We start from the raw sequence: 20,455 nt of genomic DNA, 5'->3' as shown, positions 1-20,455 counted from the left end.
ATCTTTCAACCCAGCAACGCAGTCGCAATCAAACCAGGAAGTTTTAGAACTGATGGGCCGCAATAATAATCCAGCAGTTTCCAGGCAACGTCCTCAGAGCGAGAATGATTTGCAAACCAGACCGGTTTTGGAAAATTACACAATGGCCCCGAAAAAAGGGTCTTTTCGTAGTTGTCCAGGAAAAAGAGGTTGTGGACACACCCCTGTCCGCTTTGGACATCGTTTAAATTAGTATCTGGCGCTCCGCCCCAGGGAGGTGTCATCAATCCATAAACTAACCCAGGCCACTGATTGATACACACGCTGCCATAATTTAAATGATCAACCTGTTCGAATAATAGTTTTCGATGCTCTTTACGAAAGCGATTTGTACAAGTGATGGCAACAGACAGGGTGCCGTAAAGCCCCTCGTTACAGAATTCGACGGCTGAGTGTAAAAAACGCTCCGCAGTTTCTGAATTCAATGCAACTTCAATACTGACCGGTAAAAAAGACTCTTCGGAAAATAATCTGGACTCATTATCCAATGGATAATCTTCCAGCAAACGCCATTCGAGCGTTCCATCCTCAGCGATTGGAGCAGGCCCATTTAAAAAACTTTGATATCGTTCTGCACTTCCCGGGTAGTAGGGGACACGAGCCGGAATCTGTTTCAGGCTTTGACGAAGTTCTGTCAGAAACTGACTACGCTGCGGCCAGGATCGACTGGTCACGATAACCCTTGTCGTGACACAATTGAAACCGGCATTGTTTGTTAGCGAAGCCGCAATATTCATGGCTTGCATGCGAAGTTCACGACTGGAATACTTTCCGGGAACGATGATCCACGGACTGACATTGCCCAGTTCGCTCGTGATTGGTTTCTCCAGCAGGGGCGTCCCATTTGCTTTTCGCTCACTCGCCTGACTGAGATCGCTACCCCAGACGATAGCATCGTGAGATTGCTGGGAGCCTGTAATGTGAATTGAATTCGTGAGCGGGGATTCAATCAATTCTTTACCAACAGCAGCATCCCCGGTGACAATCTTCATCCAACCCGGTGTGATGACAGGGGCAAGGATTTTCTCGAACACATCCTTGAGATATTCGTTTACCGGATTGAGTTTGAGCAGAACAACATGGCTCTCCTGAAACAACTTGGCGAGTGCATCTGTCAGGGGAATCGCCGAGACATTGCCTGCCCCCAGCACAACGCTGACAGGTGCAGGGTTCGGTGGATCCAAAATAGGTTCCAGCAGATCCCCGTGAATTTGATCTCGACTAATATCTGGCTTTATCCAGACTGCGGCTTTGAGGCCCGGAAACAACAGTTGATCCATGACCTGGCTCACAGGAAATACATTGACCTGCAACTTTCCGCTGGAAAGTGAAGTGATTGAACGATCAGACGAAATGGCCTCTTTATTGACGAGCTTTTCCAGATTGGAACTCAAAATCGTCAGGTATCGGGAGACTCCGACAGGGCCAGCCAGGATTTCCTCACTCCTTTGCGCCTGCGTCGTGAGTGACTTCGCCTGGGAACAGATCTCGATCCACTCACGCGAGTTTCGATGTAACAAGTTACGGATTTCTCGCAATAAGTGAACTCGCTTATCCAAACCAACAAGCGGCCAGCTTTGTGCTCCGTTTTGGATATTCACCCACTTACAGCAGTCGATTTCCGAAGATTTGTTATCATTTAGCAATTTTAGTTGCTCATTTCTGATTGTTGCAGGATAATAGATACATTATTATATTATTATGTAGCGATTCAGGAAATGTAACGGCTTGTTGAATAATTGTGTACCCTGACGTTTCAGGTTACAAAACAAATACTCTTTCACACTTTGGAATTTTTAGGAGTTTATAGCCTGATGAAGAAACACGTTCGAGGTTTCACATTAATAGAGTTACTCGTTGTTATTGCGATCATTGCGATATTGGTAGCATTATTGCTGCCAGCGGTGCAACAGGCTCGAGAGGCGGCTCGTCGCTCATCGTGCAAGAACAACTTGAAGCAGTTTGGACTTGCACTGCATAACTATCACGATGTTTTCACCATGTTTCCACTCGGAGCGAGTGTGAAATGGAGTACAAGTGGTACACCTTCCAGCAACTTTTATGCAAATGCCAATGCGTCGTTGCTGCCTTACTTTGAAGAATCAGCTCTTAAAGATCTCTATAATGACTCGTTGCCCTGGGAGCAACAGTCAGCGCAGGTCGCAAAAACGGTTGTTTCCGGCTTCATCTGCCCATCCAATGCCGGAACTCAAGTGACATCGATTCCCGAATTAGCTGCATTGGGCTCATTTCCCGTTGGCACTGATTTCGCAATCACGACCTACTTATTTTCCAAAGGATCACACAGGGGCTGGTGCATCAACCCAAGCACAATGGGTTCACAGGTCGGAATGTTTGATACAAATCTCTCAACCCGCTTCCGCGATCTCGTCGATGGGTCATCAAATACAATAGCAATGGGAGAAGGGGCGACAGGTACCAAGTTCCTACTTTGTACCGGTCAAAACTGTACGACTCCTGTTTCTCCCAATCGACCAGCGACGCAGGCCTGGATGATCCCTCAGCCAAATGGAACAACATTTCAGGGAGCAGGACTAGCTGCCCAATCCAGTATTTTCGGTAGCACTTTCGACCAGATGAATAAACCCGTAACGACTGATACGCTGGTTGATGACGCCCAAGTCAGTAACTGCTCAGCCACCAGTCATGCTACGAGTAACTATCGCAGTTACCATAAAGGGGGGGCTCAGTTCCTGCTCGGCGATGGTTCTGTCCGATTCATCAGCGAGAATGTTGATCGCACCACTTTGAACTCGCTCGCAACACGAAATGGTGGAGAAGTCGTTGGAGAATTTTAGGGGTGTTTCGTTCGAACACTTGTGGTCATGTGGAAGCTCTATCGCATTTCCAAAATCAATTTTCCGCGTTCTGCCTGAGTAAATGCAGCGATTTAGGGAAATATTGGTACATGCGAAGGCACACTGCATTTAGAAATGCTCTAATAAATAAGATCGATAAGTCTCTCCTCGTAGATCGCTGCAAATAAATTATGAATATACTCAAGAGCATGTTCATAAATACTATGCAGCGATCTTCTGGAGATAAGACCTCGATTTGTAAATTCAGATGTCCATGCGGCTAGAGAATAAATAACCGAAAAAGATCTAATTCTCCTGCATTACTTACATTTCACATGGACTTGTCCAGGCTTGCAGTTCGTGCCAAAGTTACCGCTGCCGCCACCGCCGAGTGCCTGATAGGCGCTGACCATAGCCGACAGTTGCTCCTGTTTGGTTTCAACGATGACCATCCTGGCTTCGATCATTTCACGCTGAGCCAGCATGACTTCGACATATCCAGCGCGGGCGTTCTGGAACAGCTGATTCGCACTTTCGACAGAGGCTTCGAGAGCGGCTAACTGCTGCTTTTTGATCTTGATACTTTTGCCATAATTATCCACCCTGGCGATTCGATTGACGACTTCAGTGTAGGCATCCAGAACCGTACGCTGGTAGTTGTAAATGCATTGCAACTGCTTGGAGTTTGCACTCATGTAATCCGCACGGATGGCTTTCTTGTTGATCAGCGGTGCGACTAGAGCATATTCAAAAATTACCTGCAGCGTTCCGCAGGAGCAAACACAGCGTTTTTAGGACATTTTATGTCCATGCGACTGCAGATACCATTTGAAAATGGTCTAAATCACCGGCGACATTGTTGATCAGGGACTCCGGTGTCAGGAACAAATACTAAGTATTGACAGTCTGATACCCATCACCTGCACTGAGCCCCAGAGAAGGATAGAATCGGGCTCGGGCGACTTTGATATCCAGGTTGGCAGCAGCCAGTTCCCGCTCTGCTTCGCGGATATCGTATCGATTTTGCAGCAATTGTGAAGGCACACCTGCACTTAATGCATGCAGGTGCAGATCAATATAATTCGTTGAAATCCGATCGACATGTTGCGGGTACCGACCAACGTTGAAGTTGATTTTGTTCTCGACGTCAACAATCTCCTGTTGAATAATCAGTTTCATACTTTGGTTCTTGCGAACCTCGGCTTCAAATCGCCGAACGGCCAGTTCAGTGCCACGTCCTGCTGCCTTTTTGGCTTTGGCAGTTCCTGCAGAGCCGCATCCGGCTGCGGCATCTTGCGACGCACATCCCGAATGACAAGACCCAGCCAGGTTTTCATCTTTCGCAATCGATTTCGCATCCGTCTAAACTGTTTGGCATGCGCGTAGCGACCGACCATGCAGGCCGCTGCCTTGGCAACACGAGTGTAGGTTTGCCGTAGTTTGATTCCCCGTTTTTTTTACGGCTGTCGTCAATTTGTTGATCGCCCTCGGGTGCAACTTTGAATCGGTGGGATGTGTGATGTTCTTTTCCTGAACTGTCGTATCGACATTGACCTAAGCCAGTTCTTTGTTCGAGATCTGCTTGTTTTTTTACGGCAATCGCGACCGTTTCGGTTAGCAAGGCAAGTAGCTTTTTGGCTCCCACTCGTTGCCACCATTTGACCAGACTCGTCGCGTGGAGAGGGACTTCATGCTGCGTAGTGACGGTGTGCTTTGCATGCCTTGAAGGCCTGGCCGCAGAAATACTGCCAGTACAGATTCTCCACCCAGCGCTCCAGCAGCGATTCATCCGATTCATTGAACGTGTGCTTGAGAGAGTGCAGTCCAACGAGCAGGCGAATGTCTTTCCCGGGAGCCCCCATTTCCGGACTGTAACAATCGGCGAAGGCGAGATCGAATCGATGCCAGTCAATTTTGCGAGCCAGGAGACAGAGGGGGGGGAGATTGAGCAACTGATCGAAGTGCGATTGAAACAGATTCAGCTGACTGACCTGTGAACGCTGCTTAGGCTTCATGCCGGACTCAAATTGCAAGGTTTTGGGGGTAGGAAGCAGAATTCCTTGCAATCTAAGTCAGCTTGTTCTGTACTTCCAGCCTACCATGAAAGATTCAAGACATTATTTCAGGGATGACTATTGGGATTTCTTGTTGTTGACTCTCGTGTAATGGTTATGGATGAGATGAAACTAACTGGAACCAACATCTTCAAAATGGGAGAATCAATGAGATTATCTCTTCGCCTTCTTGTAGAAATTTCGGGGGCTTCCGCTGACGTGGTTCAGACATAATAAAAAAGCGACCCCATGACGCTAAGATGCAGCATGAGGTCGCTCGCTTCACTTTCAATTATTGGACGGTCTATTCAACTCTTATTCACTGGATTTGTTATTACGCATTGCAGCTTCAAGCTTCTTGATGTCATCTGGTGATAACTGTGGGCGGTCGATTTTCAGCGTCAGCTTGTTCAGCTTTGCCGTCAGCGGGAATGGAGGCTGATAGTCCGCATCGTTAACGCCTGTCAGAGTATCGGAACCGATGTCGAAACTCTCGTCCCATTGCAGAATCATGGGGATCGTCTTTTCCATCTTTTGCGTGGCAACAACTTTGCCATCGACTTTGAGTATGCCTGTGCCAGGACGAGCCAGACCACTCATGCTGTTGAACATGAGCGTCCCTGCACCCAGTCCTTCGTATTTGAAATCGAACTCGAGTGTGTGATTTCCAGGAGCGAGTGCGTCTTTGCCTTCCCACTTGATACGCTGCAAGTCTAGGAGATTCCAAAGGAAGACAGGCTTACCTTTGAGTAGATAGAAACCATAGCCACAGAAGCGGCCACCTGAGGTAAGAATCATTCCTTCTGCTCCCGATTCAGGAACAGTGATGTCTGCAGTGATGGTATACGAGCTATTCAGGATAGAGGGTGAATCTCCCTGGGGAAGACCGGTCATGGGGAGTGTATATACGAACTCTGTCCGTCCGGCTGTGATATTCGGTCGTGGAGCAACCAGGCGACCGGCCACCGAGGCATCCATTGGGAACACCTGATACTTCTTCGCTTCAGCAATAAACACTTCCTTCAACTCTTTTATTTTGTCAGGATTTTTACCAGCGATATTATTGGACTGACTGAAATCCTCGTTCAAGTTATACAGCTCAAGTATCTGATTATTGAGTGGATCGGGATTCGCAACTCCAAATGCTTCCCACGGTGCACGATTGACCTTCGTGCTCAGTAGCCAGCCTTCATGATACAACGCCCACTGGCCCATCATTTCAAAGTACTGTGTTTGATGCTGAGAAGGAGCCTTCGCATTTTTTTTATCGAAGGTATAGAGAAGACTCGTACCCTCCATCGGTTGCTGAGGAATACCATCGACCGTTTCAGGCTCCGGGATTCCTGCGGCTTCGAGAATTGTCGGAACGATGTCAATCACATGACAGAACTGCTCGCGCATGCCCCCTTTGTCTTTGATTCGGGCCGGCCAGGAGATGGCCATGTTCTGCCGGATTCCACCAAGTTTTGAAGCATTTTGTTTGAACCAGGTAAACGGCGTATCAAAAGCCCAAGACCAACCTGCGGACATATGATTATAAGTCTCTTCGGTTCCCCAGACGTCATACCATTTCATCTGCTCCTCAACTGGCATCATGTTGATGCCGTTGAAGAAGGCCACTTCGTTCGGCGTGCCCAGAGGCCCACCTTCGGCACTGGTGCCGTTGTCTCCATTGATATAGATGATTAACGTGTTTTCGAGCTTACCCATGTCCTCGATCGTCTGAATGACCCGACCGATTTCGTGATCGTTGTATGCAGAAAATGCGGCAAAAACTTCGACCTGTTTAATGAAAAGTTTCTGCTCTTCAGCTGTCAGCTGATCCCAGGGCTTGAGCACATCATTGGGCCAGGGAGCTAACTGGGTGTCAGCAGGAATCACACCGAGCTTTTTCTGGTTTTCAAAAATCTGCTCGCGAAGTTTGCCATAGCCCTCATCGAAGAGGTGCATATTGTGAATCTTCTCGACCCATTCTTTGGTTGGATGATGAGGAGCATGAGTGGCGCCGGGGGCATACTTTACAAAGAACGGTTTGTCCGGCATCGTCTGGTTCATGTGATTCAGATATTTAATCGCATCGTCGGCCATGGCGGTCACGAGATTCCAGCCCGGCTTCCCTACGAAGGGGTAAATTTGTGTTGTATTTCGAAAGAGATTCGGCTGCCATTGATTCGCATCACCGCCCACAAACCCGTAGAAATATTCAAAGCCCATGCCGGTTGGCCATTGGTCGAACGGCCCCAACTGACTGGCGGCAAATGCCGGAGTGTTATGGTCTTTACCGAACCATGAAGTGGCATACCCGTTATCGAGCAGAATTCGTCCGATGGTGGCTTTGTCTTCCGGAATGATGCTGTTATATCCGGGGAACCCCGTAGACTGTTCGGAGATCACACCGAACCCAACCGAATGATGATTGCGTCCTGTGATCAGTGCCGCACGGGTGGGTGAACAAAGCGCTGTCGAGTGAATGTTATTGTATCGCAGGCCACTATTCGCAACACGATCCATCGCAGGAGTCGGAATGACACCGCCGAAGGTGCTCGGCACACCAAATCCAGAGTCATCGGTGATGATGAGCAGTACGTTAGGGGCATCTTGGGGAGGAACAATTCTCGGTGCCCACCAAGGCTTCGATTGCAAAGCATCCGGTTTGATAACGCCACCAAATTTCGGATCGGGAGCGGGAAGTTGTTTCCCATCAATTGTGGTAGTCGCAGCTGGCGACCCAGTTGGGGGCGATTTCTGAGCCAGGCAATTGCCGGTAAGCATTGTGACAAAAGCGATCGAAAGAAATAACGGGCGAATAGTGCCACGTGCAATTTGAATAAATGCAGTCATGTTATAATCCTTAATCCAGTCATGTTCAGAGTGGGCAGTTCGTGGTAGTTATTGCTGATTGCCGGGTTGTTTCAGACGGGTCAGTTGCCAGGTCTCAGTCTTTCCAGGCCCAAAGTGTAAGAGAATCGGTGCTTCATCCTTCGTCAGGTTACATAGACCAATATCGAAGACATCCGCGTAATTTGTTCCCTCAATAAAAGCTGCTCGCTGAGTTTTCCGATCGACAGCTCCCTGTAAGATGTGTGTCTGGTTCGTTGGATCATTCGTATCATTTCCACGAATAATACCTGCTTTATTGACAGCGATTTGCAGCGTGATTTCGGATTGCTGCGAATCGGACTGACTCAACGCGAAAACTCCCAAAGGCATCCATTGATCATCACTGGAAACCTGAGCATTCACTCCAGACATGGCCAGTTCTTTTGCAAGATTGTAATACACATTCGCGGTCGCAATCTGCTGTCCATTCATGTAGACATTGTTGTTTTCGAAGGTGATGTTGTTCCCATAGTCGTAATAAATGGGAGTCGTCTCTTCGTATGCCATCCAGGAACTAACGGAATCCCATGTGGCCCATCGCCAGGCAGAATCTGCTGCCCAGCCTCTTGCATACCATGCTCCAGGATGCTCGCCATACCAGCCCGTTCGGTAGTATCCCCAGTGATTGAAATTCGAGCGAACAGCAGCACCCGCTGCATAGCGACCGGCTGGAGTCGCTGCTGCGTAACCAGCACCCACGCCGTAACGTCCCGAATAAGCTCGACCTGCAGCATATCCACCATTAGGTCCTCGCACAGCCGTTCCAGCGACTGCATTTCCATAAGGGCCGACGGCGGCACTTTGCCTGGAGTCGACACCATTCGCGCCATCGTATCCCCGTGTTGCTGCAGTTCCTCCGTTAGGGCCAACCGCCGCTCCTCGATAAGCGGTATTACCATCTGGACCAGTGACACTTCCACCAGCCGCGTAGCCACCATACGGTCCTTTTACGGCTTCACGGTTGACATTGTAGTCGTTTGGTCGGGCATAAACGTTCGATCGGTTCGTGTAATTCACATGATTGGTTCCACTGTCTGAGGGAAGGCCGTGGTAGGTGTTGAGTTGAGAGCGATCCACTGAACCACCCGCGGCTTCATAATTGGAAACATTTCGGTCTCTGGCTTCTGAGTCATCCCCGCCTTCACGATCCCCATCTTCACGATCCAGGTCGGCACGTTCGTCTACACCCCGATCGTCCCCACCGACACCACCACGAAAACCTCCACCGTCAGTACGGTCATCGCCGCCAAAGCCTCGCCCCCAGCAAGCGTCTAGAGAGAGACACGCAATGAGCATCGACATCAGGACGATAGGAAATGCTTGTCGAACCATGGGTTTGACTTTCTTTGAAGTAACAAAATGTGTGTTCATTTCGATGAATTTATTCGACGGGAACAGATCGCCTGATGACGACTTCATCGGCCTCAGGAAGGGATTGGCCTCCACGTGTTCTATCAGTCGATCTCCAGACATAAGCGTTGTCATCAAGTCGGATGAGATAATTGACTGCCGAAGTCACGCTGCCATCTCCGGCGACGCCTTGCATTTCCCCTGTCCAACCACCTTCTGTTGGAAGCCAGACACCGGCAGCATTTCCGCCGTTGGAACTGAAATCCCACGACTGGATATGGCCGGCATACGGATTCCAGCCGATAATCTGCAAGCCCTCACTTTTTGATCCATCGTGATGTGTCGCCGAGTGTCGTCGCTCGATGAAAGTCTTATTTGCAATCCAGCGGCAGTTCGACTCGAGCTTGACTCCGTTTTCTTCAGCCACCCAGGAACCGATGAACCAGTCAAAATCTTTGAGTGCATGATAGGCAGGCGATGCCTGGATAACGGTATCGCGGACCGATGCCATCTTCCATTTTCCATCGACCTTGACATGAAAGACCGTGTATTGAGTGACCCCTGTTGAGCCTGGGGATACAGGTTCTACGATTGCACGTCCATCTTCAATGGCAGATCCCTCACTCAATATGCGTAAGGAATCGATCACAATGTTCATCTTCGCTTTGGGGCTTGCCTCAAAGAACTCGGTGTATGCCTTCTCGATTTCTGCTTGGCCAGAGAGCGTATTTCCAGATTCATCAATGTACTCACCATCTTCGGTCCATAATGCCGCAACCGCTTTGGCATCGTGTTCGTTGAAAGCCGTGATAAATGCTTTCGATTCCTGGTGTATGGCTGCAATCTCAGAAGCCTGTTGCTTACTCAGCCTGGCTGTCGCTGAATCTTGCGCTGACGTAATATTTGAGCACGCGCTCCCCACAAGACAAACCGCAATTGAGAGCAGCACAATCCTCATAACGACAACCAATCATCAAAGAGAAAACAGAATTCGCCTTCTGCGAATTCGCAATGGCGTTCATGATTAAATCTGACAGATAGTATTGAAAAACAAACCCTGGCAGTCACAAATGGAATTGATGTGTAATTGACATACCATTGATAAAATGATCGTATCGCTGAGGAGTAGATTTGACAATCAGGTCAAATCACTGTTCATTATATTTTCACAATGACGTGCATCGTAATGACATGACTCGCTATTCGTGAGACGGCGAGAAATACAATGATTAGTTTCGTTCGCAGCTATTTTCGGATTTCATACGCCAGATTTAAGAAAATAGAACCCTGCATGAAACATCAATCTGAAGTTTTGCAAAACGCTAGAATTCAAAAGAATGAGAAGTCAGCGTATGAAATATCGAGAACATCTTAACCCGACGCGTCAGCGAGGGGACGGCTTCCGATTAATAATTCGGTTAACTCTATATCCAGTTGGTTACTGTTATTTCACGTGAAAAACTGATCTGTGAAGCATAAACGCGGGGTAATTATCGATTCGTTTAATGGGGTTGCCAAAGACCAAATTCAGTAGATTAACAATTCCACAAGGGCCCCTCGCTAACGCGTCGGGTCATGATTTAATGGAATTTGCAAAACTTCATATCAATGTCAAAACCATCAATGTCGATAAGGATTCTCAGTTCAGGTTCCTCGCCGCGTATGAATCTTCTGCTACTGATGTGATATTATTCTTGTCGTTTGACTATTATCGTCATTGAAATATCACTAATGGATTGTTCCGCTGAATACTTCGAGTTGTGTGACACTGGCTTCGCCACTGCCACCCTGATTATTTAATTGGAACAGGGCACGAGGACTGATGATCGTCATGCCAAACTCGATTGCGATTAATTAGAATGATTCAACTGAGCAATTCGGGAATCGGAGTCCCTTCGGTCAGCGGAATTGGACGACCATCGACAGATTGATAGGTGATCTCTGAGGGATTGTAGCCAAGAGCGCGATATACTGTTGCGTGAATATCACCTGGCGTGACGGGCCTGGTTTCTGGATAAGCCCCGATCTTGTCCGACGAACCGACTACTTGACCGCCACGAATTCCGCCCCCGGCCAATACAACCGAGTAACACCCTGGCCAATGATCGCGACCGGCGTCGTTGTTGATTTTCGGTGTCCGCCCGAAATCGCCCATCCAAATCACGAGTGTTTCATCGAGCAAGCCACGCTCCTCCAAATCATCCAGCAAAGCTGCGTATGCCTTTTCCATCGGCGGCACGAGTCTGTTTTTCAATTTGTTAAAATTGTCTTTGTGAGTATCCCAAGTGATGCTCGGTCCGTTGACGGTCGATACGAATTTGGTTCCCGCTTCAATCAGCCGACGTGCGAGCAAATGGGATTGTCCCCAACTGTGTCGACCGTACCGATCGCGAACTTCGTCCGGTTCTCTGGACAAATCGAATGCTTCCCCGGCTTCTCCAGAAGAAATCACGCGCGATGCTTCGGCTCGAAACGTCTCCATTTCAATTGCTGTTTGAGAGTAAATCGGTTGTGTCAATGAACCAAGTTGTTGCATGATATCGAGTCGCCTTTCAAACCGTTTTGTTGTCATCCCTTCCATCAAAGAAAGATTATGCACTTTGAAATCGCTAGAGTTGGGATCATCATTGACAACAAACGGATCGTGCTTAACACCCAGACAACCACCGAACTGTCCCGGTGTCAAATACACCAAACTATCACAATGAGGTTTGGGCGTGATCACATAAGGCGGAACCGCTTTGCTGTAGCCATCTCTTTTGGCAAGCCAGCCAATCAACGTGCCAAAACTCGGTAAGTCAGCTGGGCTGGGGTTGATCAGCGTTGAATCCTGCTTGTACGGCCGACCGGCTATCGACCAGTACATGCCTGAATTGTGAGCCGAGTGTTTATGATGCACGCTGCGTACGATAGCCAGTTTGTCCATCCGCTTAGCCATCTCGGGTAATAATTCACTGACCTGAATTCCCGAGACTTTGGTATCAATGGGCTGAAATTCCCCGCGTACCGTTGAGTCGGCCAGCGGTTTAGGATCCCACAAATCGTGATGACTGGGCGCACCACAATTGAAAATCATGATGACTCGCTTGGCAGCTCCAGAGCGTACCGCCGCTTCAATCCGCGATTCAGTATATGTAAGTGGAGCGTAGAAAGCAGCCAGTCCGGCCCCAATCACTTGCAGCGACTTTCGTCGCGATACCGACTCGATTCCCAATGGACATTCATTGGGGCTGGGAGCGCAAAACTCCATAGTTGACTCCAATTAGCGGAATGACTTTCGTCCATACCTGAATCATCGAGCACGTGATATCAGCATACTATACGTACTTAATATTGAGAAGCGGAAGACATTTATGAGATAAAATTGTCGTTCAAAGAAACAGAGAGTTCAATAACGACACAGAGGCAGACTCGTAGAAATCCCCGGGCAAATGAAAGGACTGCTCGCAGGAATCCAGAGTTGATTCCATATTTGTTGACATGGACAAATCTGCTTATCGCTTGTCAGGAGTGACTCGAATATACTGCGGTTGACACTTGATTCAGAAGGCCTAAGATGAATTTATGAAAACGAGTTTTTTCACACTTCTGGTATTTACGATTCTGATCTGTCCATACCGCTGCATGTTTGTGATGGCCAATCAGGGGGATGATGCGGAAGTAAATTTTAACAAGACCTGCTGTTGCTGTTCTCAGAAATGCACACAGGAAAGTTCTGGAAAATTACCTGCGGTTCCCGGGGATGACGATTCCTGCTCAAATTGTCTCTGTCATGGAGCGGTCGTTTCTGCTGACAAGTTCGACTTCGATGTTGCAGGTATGACTGACGTTATCGCATCACTAGAACTTGTTCTGAGTTTACAGCTCTCGCATGTGGAGAATCCTCGAGCATATTGGAGCGAGTCTCCGCCCGGTCCTCTTTTGAGTGGATTGACTCTCTGTATCCAGCACCATTCGCTGTTGATCTAATCTCGCTTTGAGGGCGTCGCTTACGCCCACTGATGTTTGCTGCCAATTCGTGGCCAATCTACTCCTTACGTGCGCCATGAAAAATGCGAGGTCCGAATGTATCTACTGTAACCTGATGCGCATTATGCAGATTAATTCTCCAGTCTCATAAAAGGCGTTCTCTATGATTTATTCCTACCAGCTCAAAGCCTGGAAAATAGGAAAGCACCAGAATGTTTCGTAAACGATCACTCCCCTGGGAATATGGCGTTCGTAATTTGATGCGTCGTCCGACTCGGACGTTGTTGACGTTGGGGGCGCTCTCGACGGTGATTCTGTTGATCTTCGTGGTTGTTGGTTTCATTCGTGGATTGGAGCGTTCGCTGGCTGTCAGTGGAGATCCTTCGGTGGTGCTCGTGTACTCACTGGGCGCAGAGGAAAATATCGAAAATTCAGCAGTCCCTGCACGTACTCCCTCGTTGCTCAAAGCCAGTCTGGATGGTATTCAGCAGCGGGCCGGTGTCGATTACATTTCGCCCGAGTTGTATCTCGGCACCAGAGTGCAGACAGGTGACAATCAAAAAGGAGGACTCGGTTTGATCCGTGGCGTCACCCAAACCGCACCACTTGTCCGGCGTAGCGTGCGGATCACGGAGGGAAAATGGCCCGGTGCAGGAGAAGTAATCGTTGGCAAACTGCTAGCCGCCAAATTGGGGTGCTCTGTTGAGGACCTGGCCGTCGGAAAACAGATTACGATTGAAAAGAAATCCTGGACGATAAGTGGTCGTTTCTCCGCTGGAGGAGCAGCTTACGAATCAGAAATCTGGTGTCGACTGCCCGACTTTCAGCAGGCGTTAAAAAGACAGGACATCAGCATTGTGGCGATGGCTCTTACTCCGAAGTCCACTGCTGCGACTGTGGCTCTGTTTTGCAAAGAACGAACGGATCTGGAACTGCAGGCAGTTGGCGAAGTCGAGTACTACGCTTCATTGCAACAACATTACAAGCCAATGCGCATCCTCGCGTGGTTAATCGTACTGCTGGTTTCCGGAGCAGGGGGCTTTGCCGGTTTGAACATGATGTATGGCGCAATTGCAGGAAGGATTCGAGAAATCGCCACGTTGCAGGCCGTCGGTTATCGACGGCGGGCCATTTTGATGAGCATTCTGCAGGAAGGAGCCTTACTCGCTGCTGCGGGTTCACTCCTTGCGGCTACGATAGCGCTCCTGTTTCTCAATGGAGTCGCAGTTCGTTTCACGATGGGAGCGTTCGCGTTGCGAGTGGATGGCGTTTGCCTGCTCGTCGGATGCGGCGTGGGATTACTACTGGGAATACTGGGGGCGTTGCCTCCAGCCATGAAAGCACTGCGACTTCCGGTTGCAGAAAGTCTAAAAGCAATTTGAATCACTGTATTTTAACGATCTCCTCAGGGAGATAAATTTTCAACGCATTGAAAGGAAGATCATGAAAAAGGAATTTTTCAGCCTGTTCGGCTTTGCCACTCTCTCGGCTACTCTGCTTATTGGATGTGCCGACCAATCGGGAAGTCCAACGACATCGACAGGGAAAACGGACAGCACCTATCTCGCCAGTACGGAACCGACGGGAGCACTTCCAGTGGGTGAGGCCCGTGGAACGAGCCAGGATAAACAGGAAGTTGTGCTTGTCGGAAGAATCGGTGGTTCCTCGAAGCCCTTCATTGATGGACTGGCCGCTTTCACAATTGTCGATCCCAAAGTGCCCTACTGCTCGGAAGATGAAGGTTGCCCCACTCCCTGGGACTATTGTTGCGAACAGAATCAGGTGAAGGAAAACATCGCCACGGTCAAGGTCGTCAACACGGAAGGGAAGCCGGTCTCTGAGGATGCCCGGAAACTGTTGGGCGTGAAGGAGCTGAATATGGTGGTTGTTCATGGAACGGCTCAGCGGGACGACGACGGCAATTTGTCCGTACTCGCTGACCAGATTTATGTGAAAGAGTAACTGAACGAGAACGAGTGGAGCCGTTCGTTTTATCGGGCGGCACCACCCCAGTCTCTCATTTTGGATCAGAAAATGACAACAGCAACAAGACCTCAACTCGACCTGCGTGAACTGGCGCTCGATCGGCCTGGAAATTCGACAGCAGGGCCAAAAGCTCGGCGAAAGCCTTTGCTTACGCGCTACCTGATTCCCGGCGGGATTCTGTTGGGGTTTGTTGCCTTGTTGTCTGTTGCAATCAGTGAGCAACTGATGCCTCGTCACGAAGTTACAGTTATCCCCGTGTTGACTAGCCGGGCGGAAGTCCAACAACAAGGAACGCCTTTGTTCCAGGCGGCAGGTTGGGTGGAACCGCGACCGACGCCTATTAACGTGGCGGCTCTTGCCCAGGGAGTCGTCGAAGAACTCCTGGTGGTGGAAGGACAGTCTGTTAACAAAGGAGAGCCGGTTGCTCGACTGATCGACATTGACGCCCAACTCGCGCTCCGACAAGCACAAACAATACTGCAGTTGAGAAAGGCGGAACTCGAAAGTGCAAAAGCTGATTTCAAAGCCGCAGAGCTTCGTGTGAAATACCCCGTTCATCTGGAAGCAACTCTGGCGGATGCGGAATCTTCGCTGGCTCAGACAAGAACGACTCTTGCGAAACTTCCCCATTTGATCAAATCTGCCGAAGCTCGCTTACTCTATACAAAACAGAACTACGAAGGAAAACAAGCCGCTGAAGAGGCAGTCGCCGGTCGGCTAATTCAGCAGGCTCGTGCCGAATACTCCGATGCAGAATCGCAACTGACAGAACTCAATCAGCGAGGACCTTATCTCCAAAAAGAAGTTGCCACGCTGGAGAAAAAAGTCGCCGCATTGAGTTCTCAACTTGAGCTTTTGATTGAGGAATCGCAACAACTCAATGATGCCCGCGCTAAACAGCATTATGCAGAAACACGAGTCGTTGAAGCCGAACTGGCTGTCGAAAAAGCACAACTGAATCTCGATCGCACGACCGTTCGCAGTCCCTTTACAGGCCTTGTGCTCAATCTCGTCGCAAGTCCAGGATCGCGCGTGATGGGAATGGAATCGTCAGCCGGCCAAAGTTCCAGCACGGTCGTCACAATGTATGACCCGGCAAAACTGCAGGTCCGGGCCGATGTCCGTCTTGAAGATGTCCCACTCGTCCAGCCGGGACAACCAGTCGAAATTCAAACCGCTTCCTCAAAAAATCCGATCAAGGGACGAGTGCTATTGCCGACCTCGACTGCGAATATTCAGAAAAACACACTGGAGGTCAAGGTCGCAATTGATGACCCACCGACTACGATTCGACCCGAAATGCTAGTCACCGCGACCTTCCTGGCACCACCAGTTCCAGAATCGCAACGGGAAGATGTGCAAGAAACTGAGCGGCTGCTTATTCCGAGAGATTTGATCATTACGTCGGAAGGGGAAACCTCGGTTTGGATTGTGACTGCAGACAGAACAGCCGAGCTGCAACCAATCACGCTTGGAAAGGCTGGTACGGAAGAATTTGTGGAAGTCGTCAGCGGACTCAATCCAACTTCTAAAGTTATCGCCACAGGACAACAGAGGATGAAGCCGGGCGCTGCACTGGAAGTTGTTGGTGAAGCCTCGCTGGGAAACTGAGAGAAAGATCGCAGGGCGATCATAAATATAAAGGAACGCATCATGGCACTTGTCGAAATTCGCAATCTCTCGAAGTCGTTCAGCAAAGGAGGTGAAGTTATCTCTCCGCTGAATGACGTCGATCTGGATATTCATCAGGGCGATTTTGTATTGCTCATGGGACCGAGTGGAACTGGGAAAAGTACGCTGCTGAATCTCATCAGCGGCATCGATAAGCCGGATCAGGGAACGATTGTTGTCGATGGGGTGGAGGTGACAAAATTATCCCGCGGCAAACTCGCCGACTGGCGGGCGGCTAATCTCGGATATATCTTTCAAACGCACAATTTAATTCCCGTTCTGACGGCTTACGAAAATGTCGAATTGCCGACTCTATTGCTGCCGTTGACTTCTGCAGAAAGACGGCGAAGAGTCGAACTCGCCCTCGAAGCGGTCGGTCTCAGCGATCGAGCCGATCATTATCCCCGTCAGATGTCCGGAGGACAGGAACAGCGGGTTGGCATCGCCCGTGCAATCGTGGCTCATCCTAAGGTGGTCGTTGCCGATGAACCGACCGGAAGCCTGGATACGAAAACCAGCGACCAGATTCAAATCCTGTTGCAGCGGCTGAATCGAGAACTCGATATCACTCTCGTGATGGTAACGCACGACAGTGAAGCATCGCAGATTGCCTCCCGTCAGATGGTGCTCAACGAAGGAAAAATTCTTGAGAGTGACTCCGGTCATTCAAACGGAACCCATTCTGGTCAACATGTTCAACTGACAGGAGGTCAATAATGTTTCGACTCGTATCCTACGTCCTCAAAGGAATTTGGCGACATCGAGCGCGTACGATGTTGACTGTCAGCGGAGCAGCTGTGGCGATGTTCGTGTTTTGCTTTGTCGGTTCTGTTCAAGAGGGATTGGAGAGGCTCACTTTCGATGAAGATGCCCAGCGAACGCTGATTGTCTTTCAGGAAAACCGCTTCTGTCCAACGAGCAGTCGATTGCCTGAAGATTATGCGCGGAGAATCGCCGAGATTCCGGGCGTTAAAGATGTGATGCCAGTGCAGGTATGGACGAACAACTGTCGGGCAAGTCTCGATATTGTGGTTTTCAACGGGGCTCCTCCAAAGCAGTTGCAGACGGCTCGGAACCTGAAGTTGATCTCAGGTAACTGGAGCGATTATGAAAGCCGCCGCGATGCAGCAATCGTGGGGCGGAATGTGGCAATGCGGAGAAACCTCAAGACGGGCGATCAATTCTCGATTGGCGATCTGGATGTCCAGGTGGTGGGGATCTTCTCGTCACATGTTCCCGCAGAAGAGAATTTAATTTACACAGGACTGGAATTTCTGCAATACACACGCGGACTCGATTCGGCTGGCTTGGTGACCCAACATGAAGTCCATCTCACGGACAATGCAGATCCCGATGAAGTCGCATCTTCTATTGACGAGGCACTCCGTGCAGGACCGGTTGCCACGACCACCCGTCGCAAAGGAGCCTTTCAGACAAGCACACTTTCTGACCTGGTCGACCTGATCGGGTTCGCCCACTATCTCGGCTACGCCTGCGTCGGTCTCGTACTTGCCTTGGTTGCGACGACAACGGTGATGGCTGTTCAGGACCGAATTAAGGAACACGCCGTGCTGCAGACCGTCGGAGTGCGTCCTGCTCGCGTTTTTCGCATCGTCATCGCGGAAAGCCTGCTCCTGTGCCTGGCTGGAGGCATACTGGGAACCGCATTCGCTCTTTCCATCCTTGCCTGGGGCGGGTTGGCGATTGGAGCAGAAGGTGTCACGATTGCCTTTCGACCATCAATCCACCTGGCAGTCGCTGGCTTACTGGTTTCCGCAATAGTTGGAGTACTGGCCGGAATCATCCCGGCTATCCAGGCAGCCCGAACGCCAATCGTCATGGCATTAAGGCAACCCTGATACCTGCAAGTTTCAATTCGATAGCAGGCGATGAGGCGTTGAAGTGAACTAAAGTGAGTTGAAAAATCCGACTCGTTAAGGGAGTCATCCTGGAAATCGCTATCGCAGAAGTGGCTTAGCATGATTATTCACTTTGATATTCGAAAATCATAAATGATCAAATCTTACACTGTCCAAATCCTGTTCGCATTTGGGCAGTGTTTTCGCTAAAACCAGTAATCAACTTGAGACTTTGAGCCTTGGAAAATGAGTAATGCAGACGTTGTTTTCGAAATGGTGGAACTATGGGACGCGACCCTGGTCAATCAGCTTTCAGTTGTTGCTAATCGTTAATAGCGTATTGGGCATCGCTATTGTTGCTCTGTTGATTTTTCGATACAGCAGTGAAATGGAAAATGAAGTCCACAAAAAGTATCTCAGCCTTAACGATGAAGCAATTGCTATTCACGGTGCCGCCAGTCACCTCCAGAGCGATCATCATACCGCAGATATTCAGAGCTATATTGATACCGTTTGTGCTCAAATGCAAAAAGCGACTTTGCAATGCCATAGTATCGCCGTGAAGATCAATGGAGAGCTGATCCAGGCTCAAGCACATCTGGATGAACCTCCTGAATTATTTTCAACGATTGCCAAAGCCGCTGTATCCAAAGATCATCGTGAGCAGGCTGCGGACCACATGCTGGTAGCTGCCAGTTATGCAGGAGATGGGATTACTGTTTATGTCTCAGAAAACTTAAACGCCGTCCGCAAAACGATTCGTCAGGATCTCCAGTTACAGCTTTTCGTACTGGGGTCACTCGGTTTAATCGCTGCGGGGATTGTGAATGTCGTATTAGTGCAAGTGGTTGGGAAGCCGCTGAATTTGCTTTTGGAAACGGTCGATGAAATCGCAGCTGGTAATTTTGGAGCGGAGTCTCCGCTGTTCAAGTGTGATGAAATGCTTAGGCTCTCGCAGGCCATTAATTCGATGAGCCAAACCTTGCAGAACAATGATCGTGAACGTCAGTTGCAAATGGTCAAAGCTCAGCAGATTCAGCAATACCTGTTACCATCTGAGGTTCGCTTGCCGGGCCTGCAGGCCGCTCACCTGTTTCAACCAGCCGATTTAGTTGCAGGTGATTACTACGATTTTGTCCCCCTGTCAAATGGAACCTGGCTCATTTGTCTGGCCGATGTTACAGGCCACGGCATACCAGCTGCGATGGGGGCAACGATGCTGAAATCACTCTTGCTTTCGGCTGCAGAACAGCCTCCCTTCGATACCGTTTCAATCATTTCCGAAATCAATCGGCGATTTGTCAGAACCGTGTTACCCGGGAATTTTGCCTCGATGTTTCTGGGATGCTGGAATCCGGAGACTTTTGAGTTTTGCTGGGCAAGTGCAGGTCATGATCCCGGATATCTCCTCAATACCTCGAATGAAATTTCTCTGTTAAACAGCACTGGAATGCTTTTAGGAATTGATGAGGATGCTCAATGGGAAGTAAAACGACTCCACCTGAAATCCAACGAACAAGTCTTACTCTACAGCGATGGAGCACCTGACACGCAAAGTCCGGAAGGAGAAATTTTCGGTCGAGAGCGATTGTTGGAATCATTCCGGTCAGCAAGCCAGCTTTCCAATCAGCATGGCTTAGAAAAATTGGAAAATGATTTGTCTGACTTTCGACTGAATAGTCCTAGAAAAGATGATCTAACCCTGGTTTTGATCAAGGCCGAATAACACGGAAGTCTTCTTCAGTGACATCCCGCTCAAACTCCTCCGAATAACGCCTCCTCTGTTAATCAGCATATGATGAATCCGGCTAACTCGCCTCTTCTCTGA

General features: G+C 49.3%; 16 protein-coding genes and 1 pseudogene. 8 read left to right on the top strand and 9 right to left on the bottom strand.

Features of this window, described 5'->3' with window-relative positions; all coding sequences use genetic code 11:
* Positions 1–5: 5 nt before the first annotated feature.
* A complete protein-coding gene (locus tag Pan54_RS09900; protein ID WP_146503335.1) occupies positions 6–1,685 on the bottom strand; it encodes an aldehyde dehydrogenase family protein in 1,680 nt (559 codons plus the stop codon).
* A 168-nt stretch (positions 1,686–1,853) separates the two neighbouring features.
* On the opposite strand from Pan54_RS09900, the gene Pan54_RS09895 reads away from it, so the two are divergent.
* The gene (locus Pan54_RS09895; protein ID WP_146503334.1) at positions 1,854–2,858 is read left to right on the top strand and encodes a DUF1559 family PulG-like putative transporter; all 1,005 of its coding nucleotides are present in this window, start codon (positions 1,854–1,856) and stop codon (positions 2,856–2,858) included.
* 320 nt (positions 2,859–3,178) lie between these two features.
* Here Pan54_RS09895 and Pan54_RS09890 read toward each other — a convergent pair.
* From Pan54_RS09890 to Pan54_RS09855, 8 genes and pseudogenes are all read right to left on the bottom strand, one after another.
* Positions 3,179–3,595, bottom strand: a pseudogene (locus Pan54_RS09890) (TolC family protein); the annotation flags it as partial.
* Between the two features lie 154 nt (positions 3,596–3,749).
* A complete protein-coding gene (locus tag Pan54_RS09885) occupies positions 3,750–4,037 on the bottom strand; it encodes a TolC family protein (RefSeq protein ID WP_146503332.1) in 288 nt (95 codons plus the stop codon).
* Positions 4,034–4,255 carry a hypothetical protein gene (locus Pan54_RS09880; RefSeq protein ID WP_146503331.1) on the bottom strand — a complete coding sequence of 74 codons (222 nt, stop codon included), beginning with the start codon at positions 4,253–4,255 and terminating at the stop codon, positions 4,034–4,036. The genes Pan54_RS09885 and Pan54_RS09880 overlap by 4 nt, the downstream gene beginning before the upstream one ends.
* Positions 4,256–4,546: 291 nt before the next feature.
* Positions 4,547–4,873, bottom strand: coding sequence for a transposase (locus Pan54_RS09875; protein ID WP_146503330.1), 327 nt, complete (start codon positions 4,871–4,873; stop codon positions 4,547–4,549).
* Between the two features lie 354 nt (positions 4,874–5,227).
* Complete coding sequence (locus Pan54_RS09870) at positions 5,228–7,684, bottom strand: arylsulfatase (RefSeq protein ID WP_390621946.1); 2,457 nt, start codon at positions 7,682–7,684, stop codon at positions 5,228–5,230.
* A 117-nt stretch (positions 7,685–7,801) separates the two neighbouring features.
* A complete protein-coding gene (locus Pan54_RS09865; protein ID WP_146503328.1) occupies positions 7,802–9,124 on the bottom strand; it encodes a protocadherin in 1,323 nt (440 codons plus the stop codon).
* 49 nt (positions 9,125–9,173) lie between these two features.
* On the bottom strand, positions 9,174–10,100 hold the full coding sequence (locus Pan54_RS09860; RefSeq protein ID WP_146503327.1) for a YybH family protein: 927 nt from the start codon (positions 10,098–10,100) through the stop codon (positions 9,174–9,176).
* 906 nt (positions 10,101–11,006) lie between these two features.
* A complete protein-coding gene (locus Pan54_RS09855; RefSeq protein ID WP_146503326.1) occupies positions 11,007–12,392 on the bottom strand; it encodes a DUF1501 domain-containing protein in 1,386 nt (461 codons plus the stop codon).
* A 314-nt stretch (positions 12,393–12,706) separates the two neighbouring features.
* Here Pan54_RS09855 and Pan54_RS09850 point away from each other — a divergent pair, with 314 nt between their 5' ends.
* The 7 genes from Pan54_RS09850 to Pan54_RS09820 all read left to right on the top strand — a co-directional run bounded on the left by Pan54_RS09850 (position 12,707) and on the right by Pan54_RS09820 (position 20,353).
* Entirely contained in the window at positions 12,707–13,111 is a 405-nt protein-coding gene (locus Pan54_RS09850) for a hypothetical protein (RefSeq protein ID WP_146503325.1), read from the top strand.
* Positions 13,112–13,323: 212 nt separating this feature from the next.
* Positions 13,324–14,493, top strand: a complete 1,170-nt coding sequence (locus Pan54_RS09845; RefSeq protein WP_146503324.1) for an ABC transporter permease — start codon at positions 13,324–13,326, stop codon at positions 14,491–14,493.
* Positions 14,494–14,554: 61 nt separating this feature from the next.
* Positions 14,555–15,073, top strand: coding sequence for a hypothetical protein (locus Pan54_RS09840; protein ID WP_146503323.1), 519 nt, complete (start codon positions 14,555–14,557; stop codon positions 15,071–15,073).
* Positions 15,074–15,145: 72 nt separating this feature from the next.
* Positions 15,146–16,708 (top strand): HlyD family efflux transporter periplasmic adaptor subunit, encoded by a 1,563-nt coding sequence (locus Pan54_RS09835; RefSeq protein ID WP_146503322.1) that lies wholly within the window; start codon positions 15,146–15,148, stop codon positions 16,706–16,708.
* A gap of 42 nt (positions 16,709–16,750) precedes the next feature.
* The gene (locus Pan54_RS09830) at positions 16,751–17,485 is read left to right on the top strand and encodes an ABC transporter ATP-binding protein (protein WP_146503321.1); all 735 of its coding nucleotides are present in this window, start codon (positions 16,751–16,753) and stop codon (positions 17,483–17,485) included.
* The gene (locus Pan54_RS09825; protein WP_146503320.1) at positions 17,485–18,627 is read left to right on the top strand and encodes an ABC transporter permease; all 1,143 of its coding nucleotides are present in this window, start codon (positions 17,485–17,487) and stop codon (positions 18,625–18,627) included. The genes Pan54_RS09830 and Pan54_RS09825 overlap by 1 nt, the downstream gene beginning before the upstream one ends.
* Positions 18,628–18,880: 253 nt before the next feature.
* Positions 18,881–20,353 carry a PP2C family protein-serine/threonine phosphatase gene (locus Pan54_RS09820; RefSeq protein ID WP_146503319.1) on the top strand — a complete coding sequence of 491 codons (1,473 nt, stop codon included), beginning with the start codon at positions 18,881–18,883 and terminating at the stop codon, positions 20,351–20,353.
* The last annotated feature ends 102 nt before the right edge of the window (positions 20,354–20,455 follow it).

The sequence above is a fragment of the Rubinisphaera italica genome, assembly GCF_007859715.1.
Classification (GTDB): Bacteria; Planctomycetota; Planctomycetia; order Planctomycetales; family Planctomycetaceae; genus Rubinisphaera; species Rubinisphaera italica.
This window is presented reverse-complemented; position numbering and strand designations above follow the sequence as displayed.

Bases quoted from the DNA above. Each gene is read 5' to 3' on its own strand.
- Pan54_RS09870 (WP_390621946.1), bottom strand. From the start codon at position 7,684: ATGCTTACCGGCAATTGCCTGGCTCAGAAATCGCCCCCAACTGGGTCG.
- Pan54_RS09835 (WP_146503322.1), top strand. From the start codon at position 15,146: ATGACAACAGCAACAAGACCTCAACTCGACCTGCGTGAACTGGCGCTC.
- Pan54_RS09845 (WP_146503324.1), top strand. From the start codon at position 13,324: ATGTTTCGTAAACGATCACTCCCCTGGGAATATGGCGTTCGTAATTTG.
- Pan54_RS09820 (WP_146503319.1), top strand. From the start codon at position 18,881: ATGCAGACGTTGTTTTCGAAATGGTGGAACTATGGGACGCGACCCTGG.
- Pan54_RS09825 (WP_146503320.1), top strand. From the start codon at position 17,485: ATGTTTCGACTCGTATCCTACGTCCTCAAAGGAATTTGGCGACATCGA.
- Pan54_RS09885 (WP_146503332.1), bottom strand. From the start codon at position 4,037: ATGAAACTGATTATTCAACAGGAGATTGTTGACGTCGAGAACAAAATC.
- Pan54_RS09895 (WP_146503334.1), top strand. From the start codon at position 1,854: ATGAAGAAACACGTTCGAGGTTTCACATTAATAGAGTTACTCGTTGTT.
- Pan54_RS09880 (WP_146503331.1), bottom strand. From the start codon at position 4,255: ATGGTCGGTCGCTACGCGCATGCCAAACAGTTTAGACGGATGCGAAAT.
- Pan54_RS09840 (WP_146503323.1), top strand. From the start codon at position 14,555: ATGAAAAAGGAATTTTTCAGCCTGTTCGGCTTTGCCACTCTCTCGGCT.
- Pan54_RS09850 (WP_146503325.1), top strand. From the start codon at position 12,707: ATGAAAACGAGTTTTTTCACACTTCTGGTATTTACGATTCTGATCTGT.
- Pan54_RS09860 (WP_146503327.1), bottom strand. From the start codon at position 10,100: ATGAGGATTGTGCTGCTCTCAATTGCGGTTTGTCTTGTGGGGAGCGCG.
- Pan54_RS09875 (WP_146503330.1), bottom strand. From the start codon at position 4,873: ATGAAGCCTAAGCAGCGTTCACAGGTCAGTCAGCTGAATCTGTTTCAA.
- Pan54_RS09855 (WP_146503326.1), bottom strand. From the start codon at position 12,392: ATGGAGTTTTGCGCTCCCAGCCCCAATGAATGTCCATTGGGAATCGAG.
- Pan54_RS09830 (WP_146503321.1), top strand. From the start codon at position 16,751: ATGGCACTTGTCGAAATTCGCAATCTCTCGAAGTCGTTCAGCAAAGGA.
- Pan54_RS09865 (WP_146503328.1), bottom strand. From the start codon at position 9,124: ATGGTTCGACAAGCATTTCCTATCGTCCTGATGTCGATGCTCATTGCG.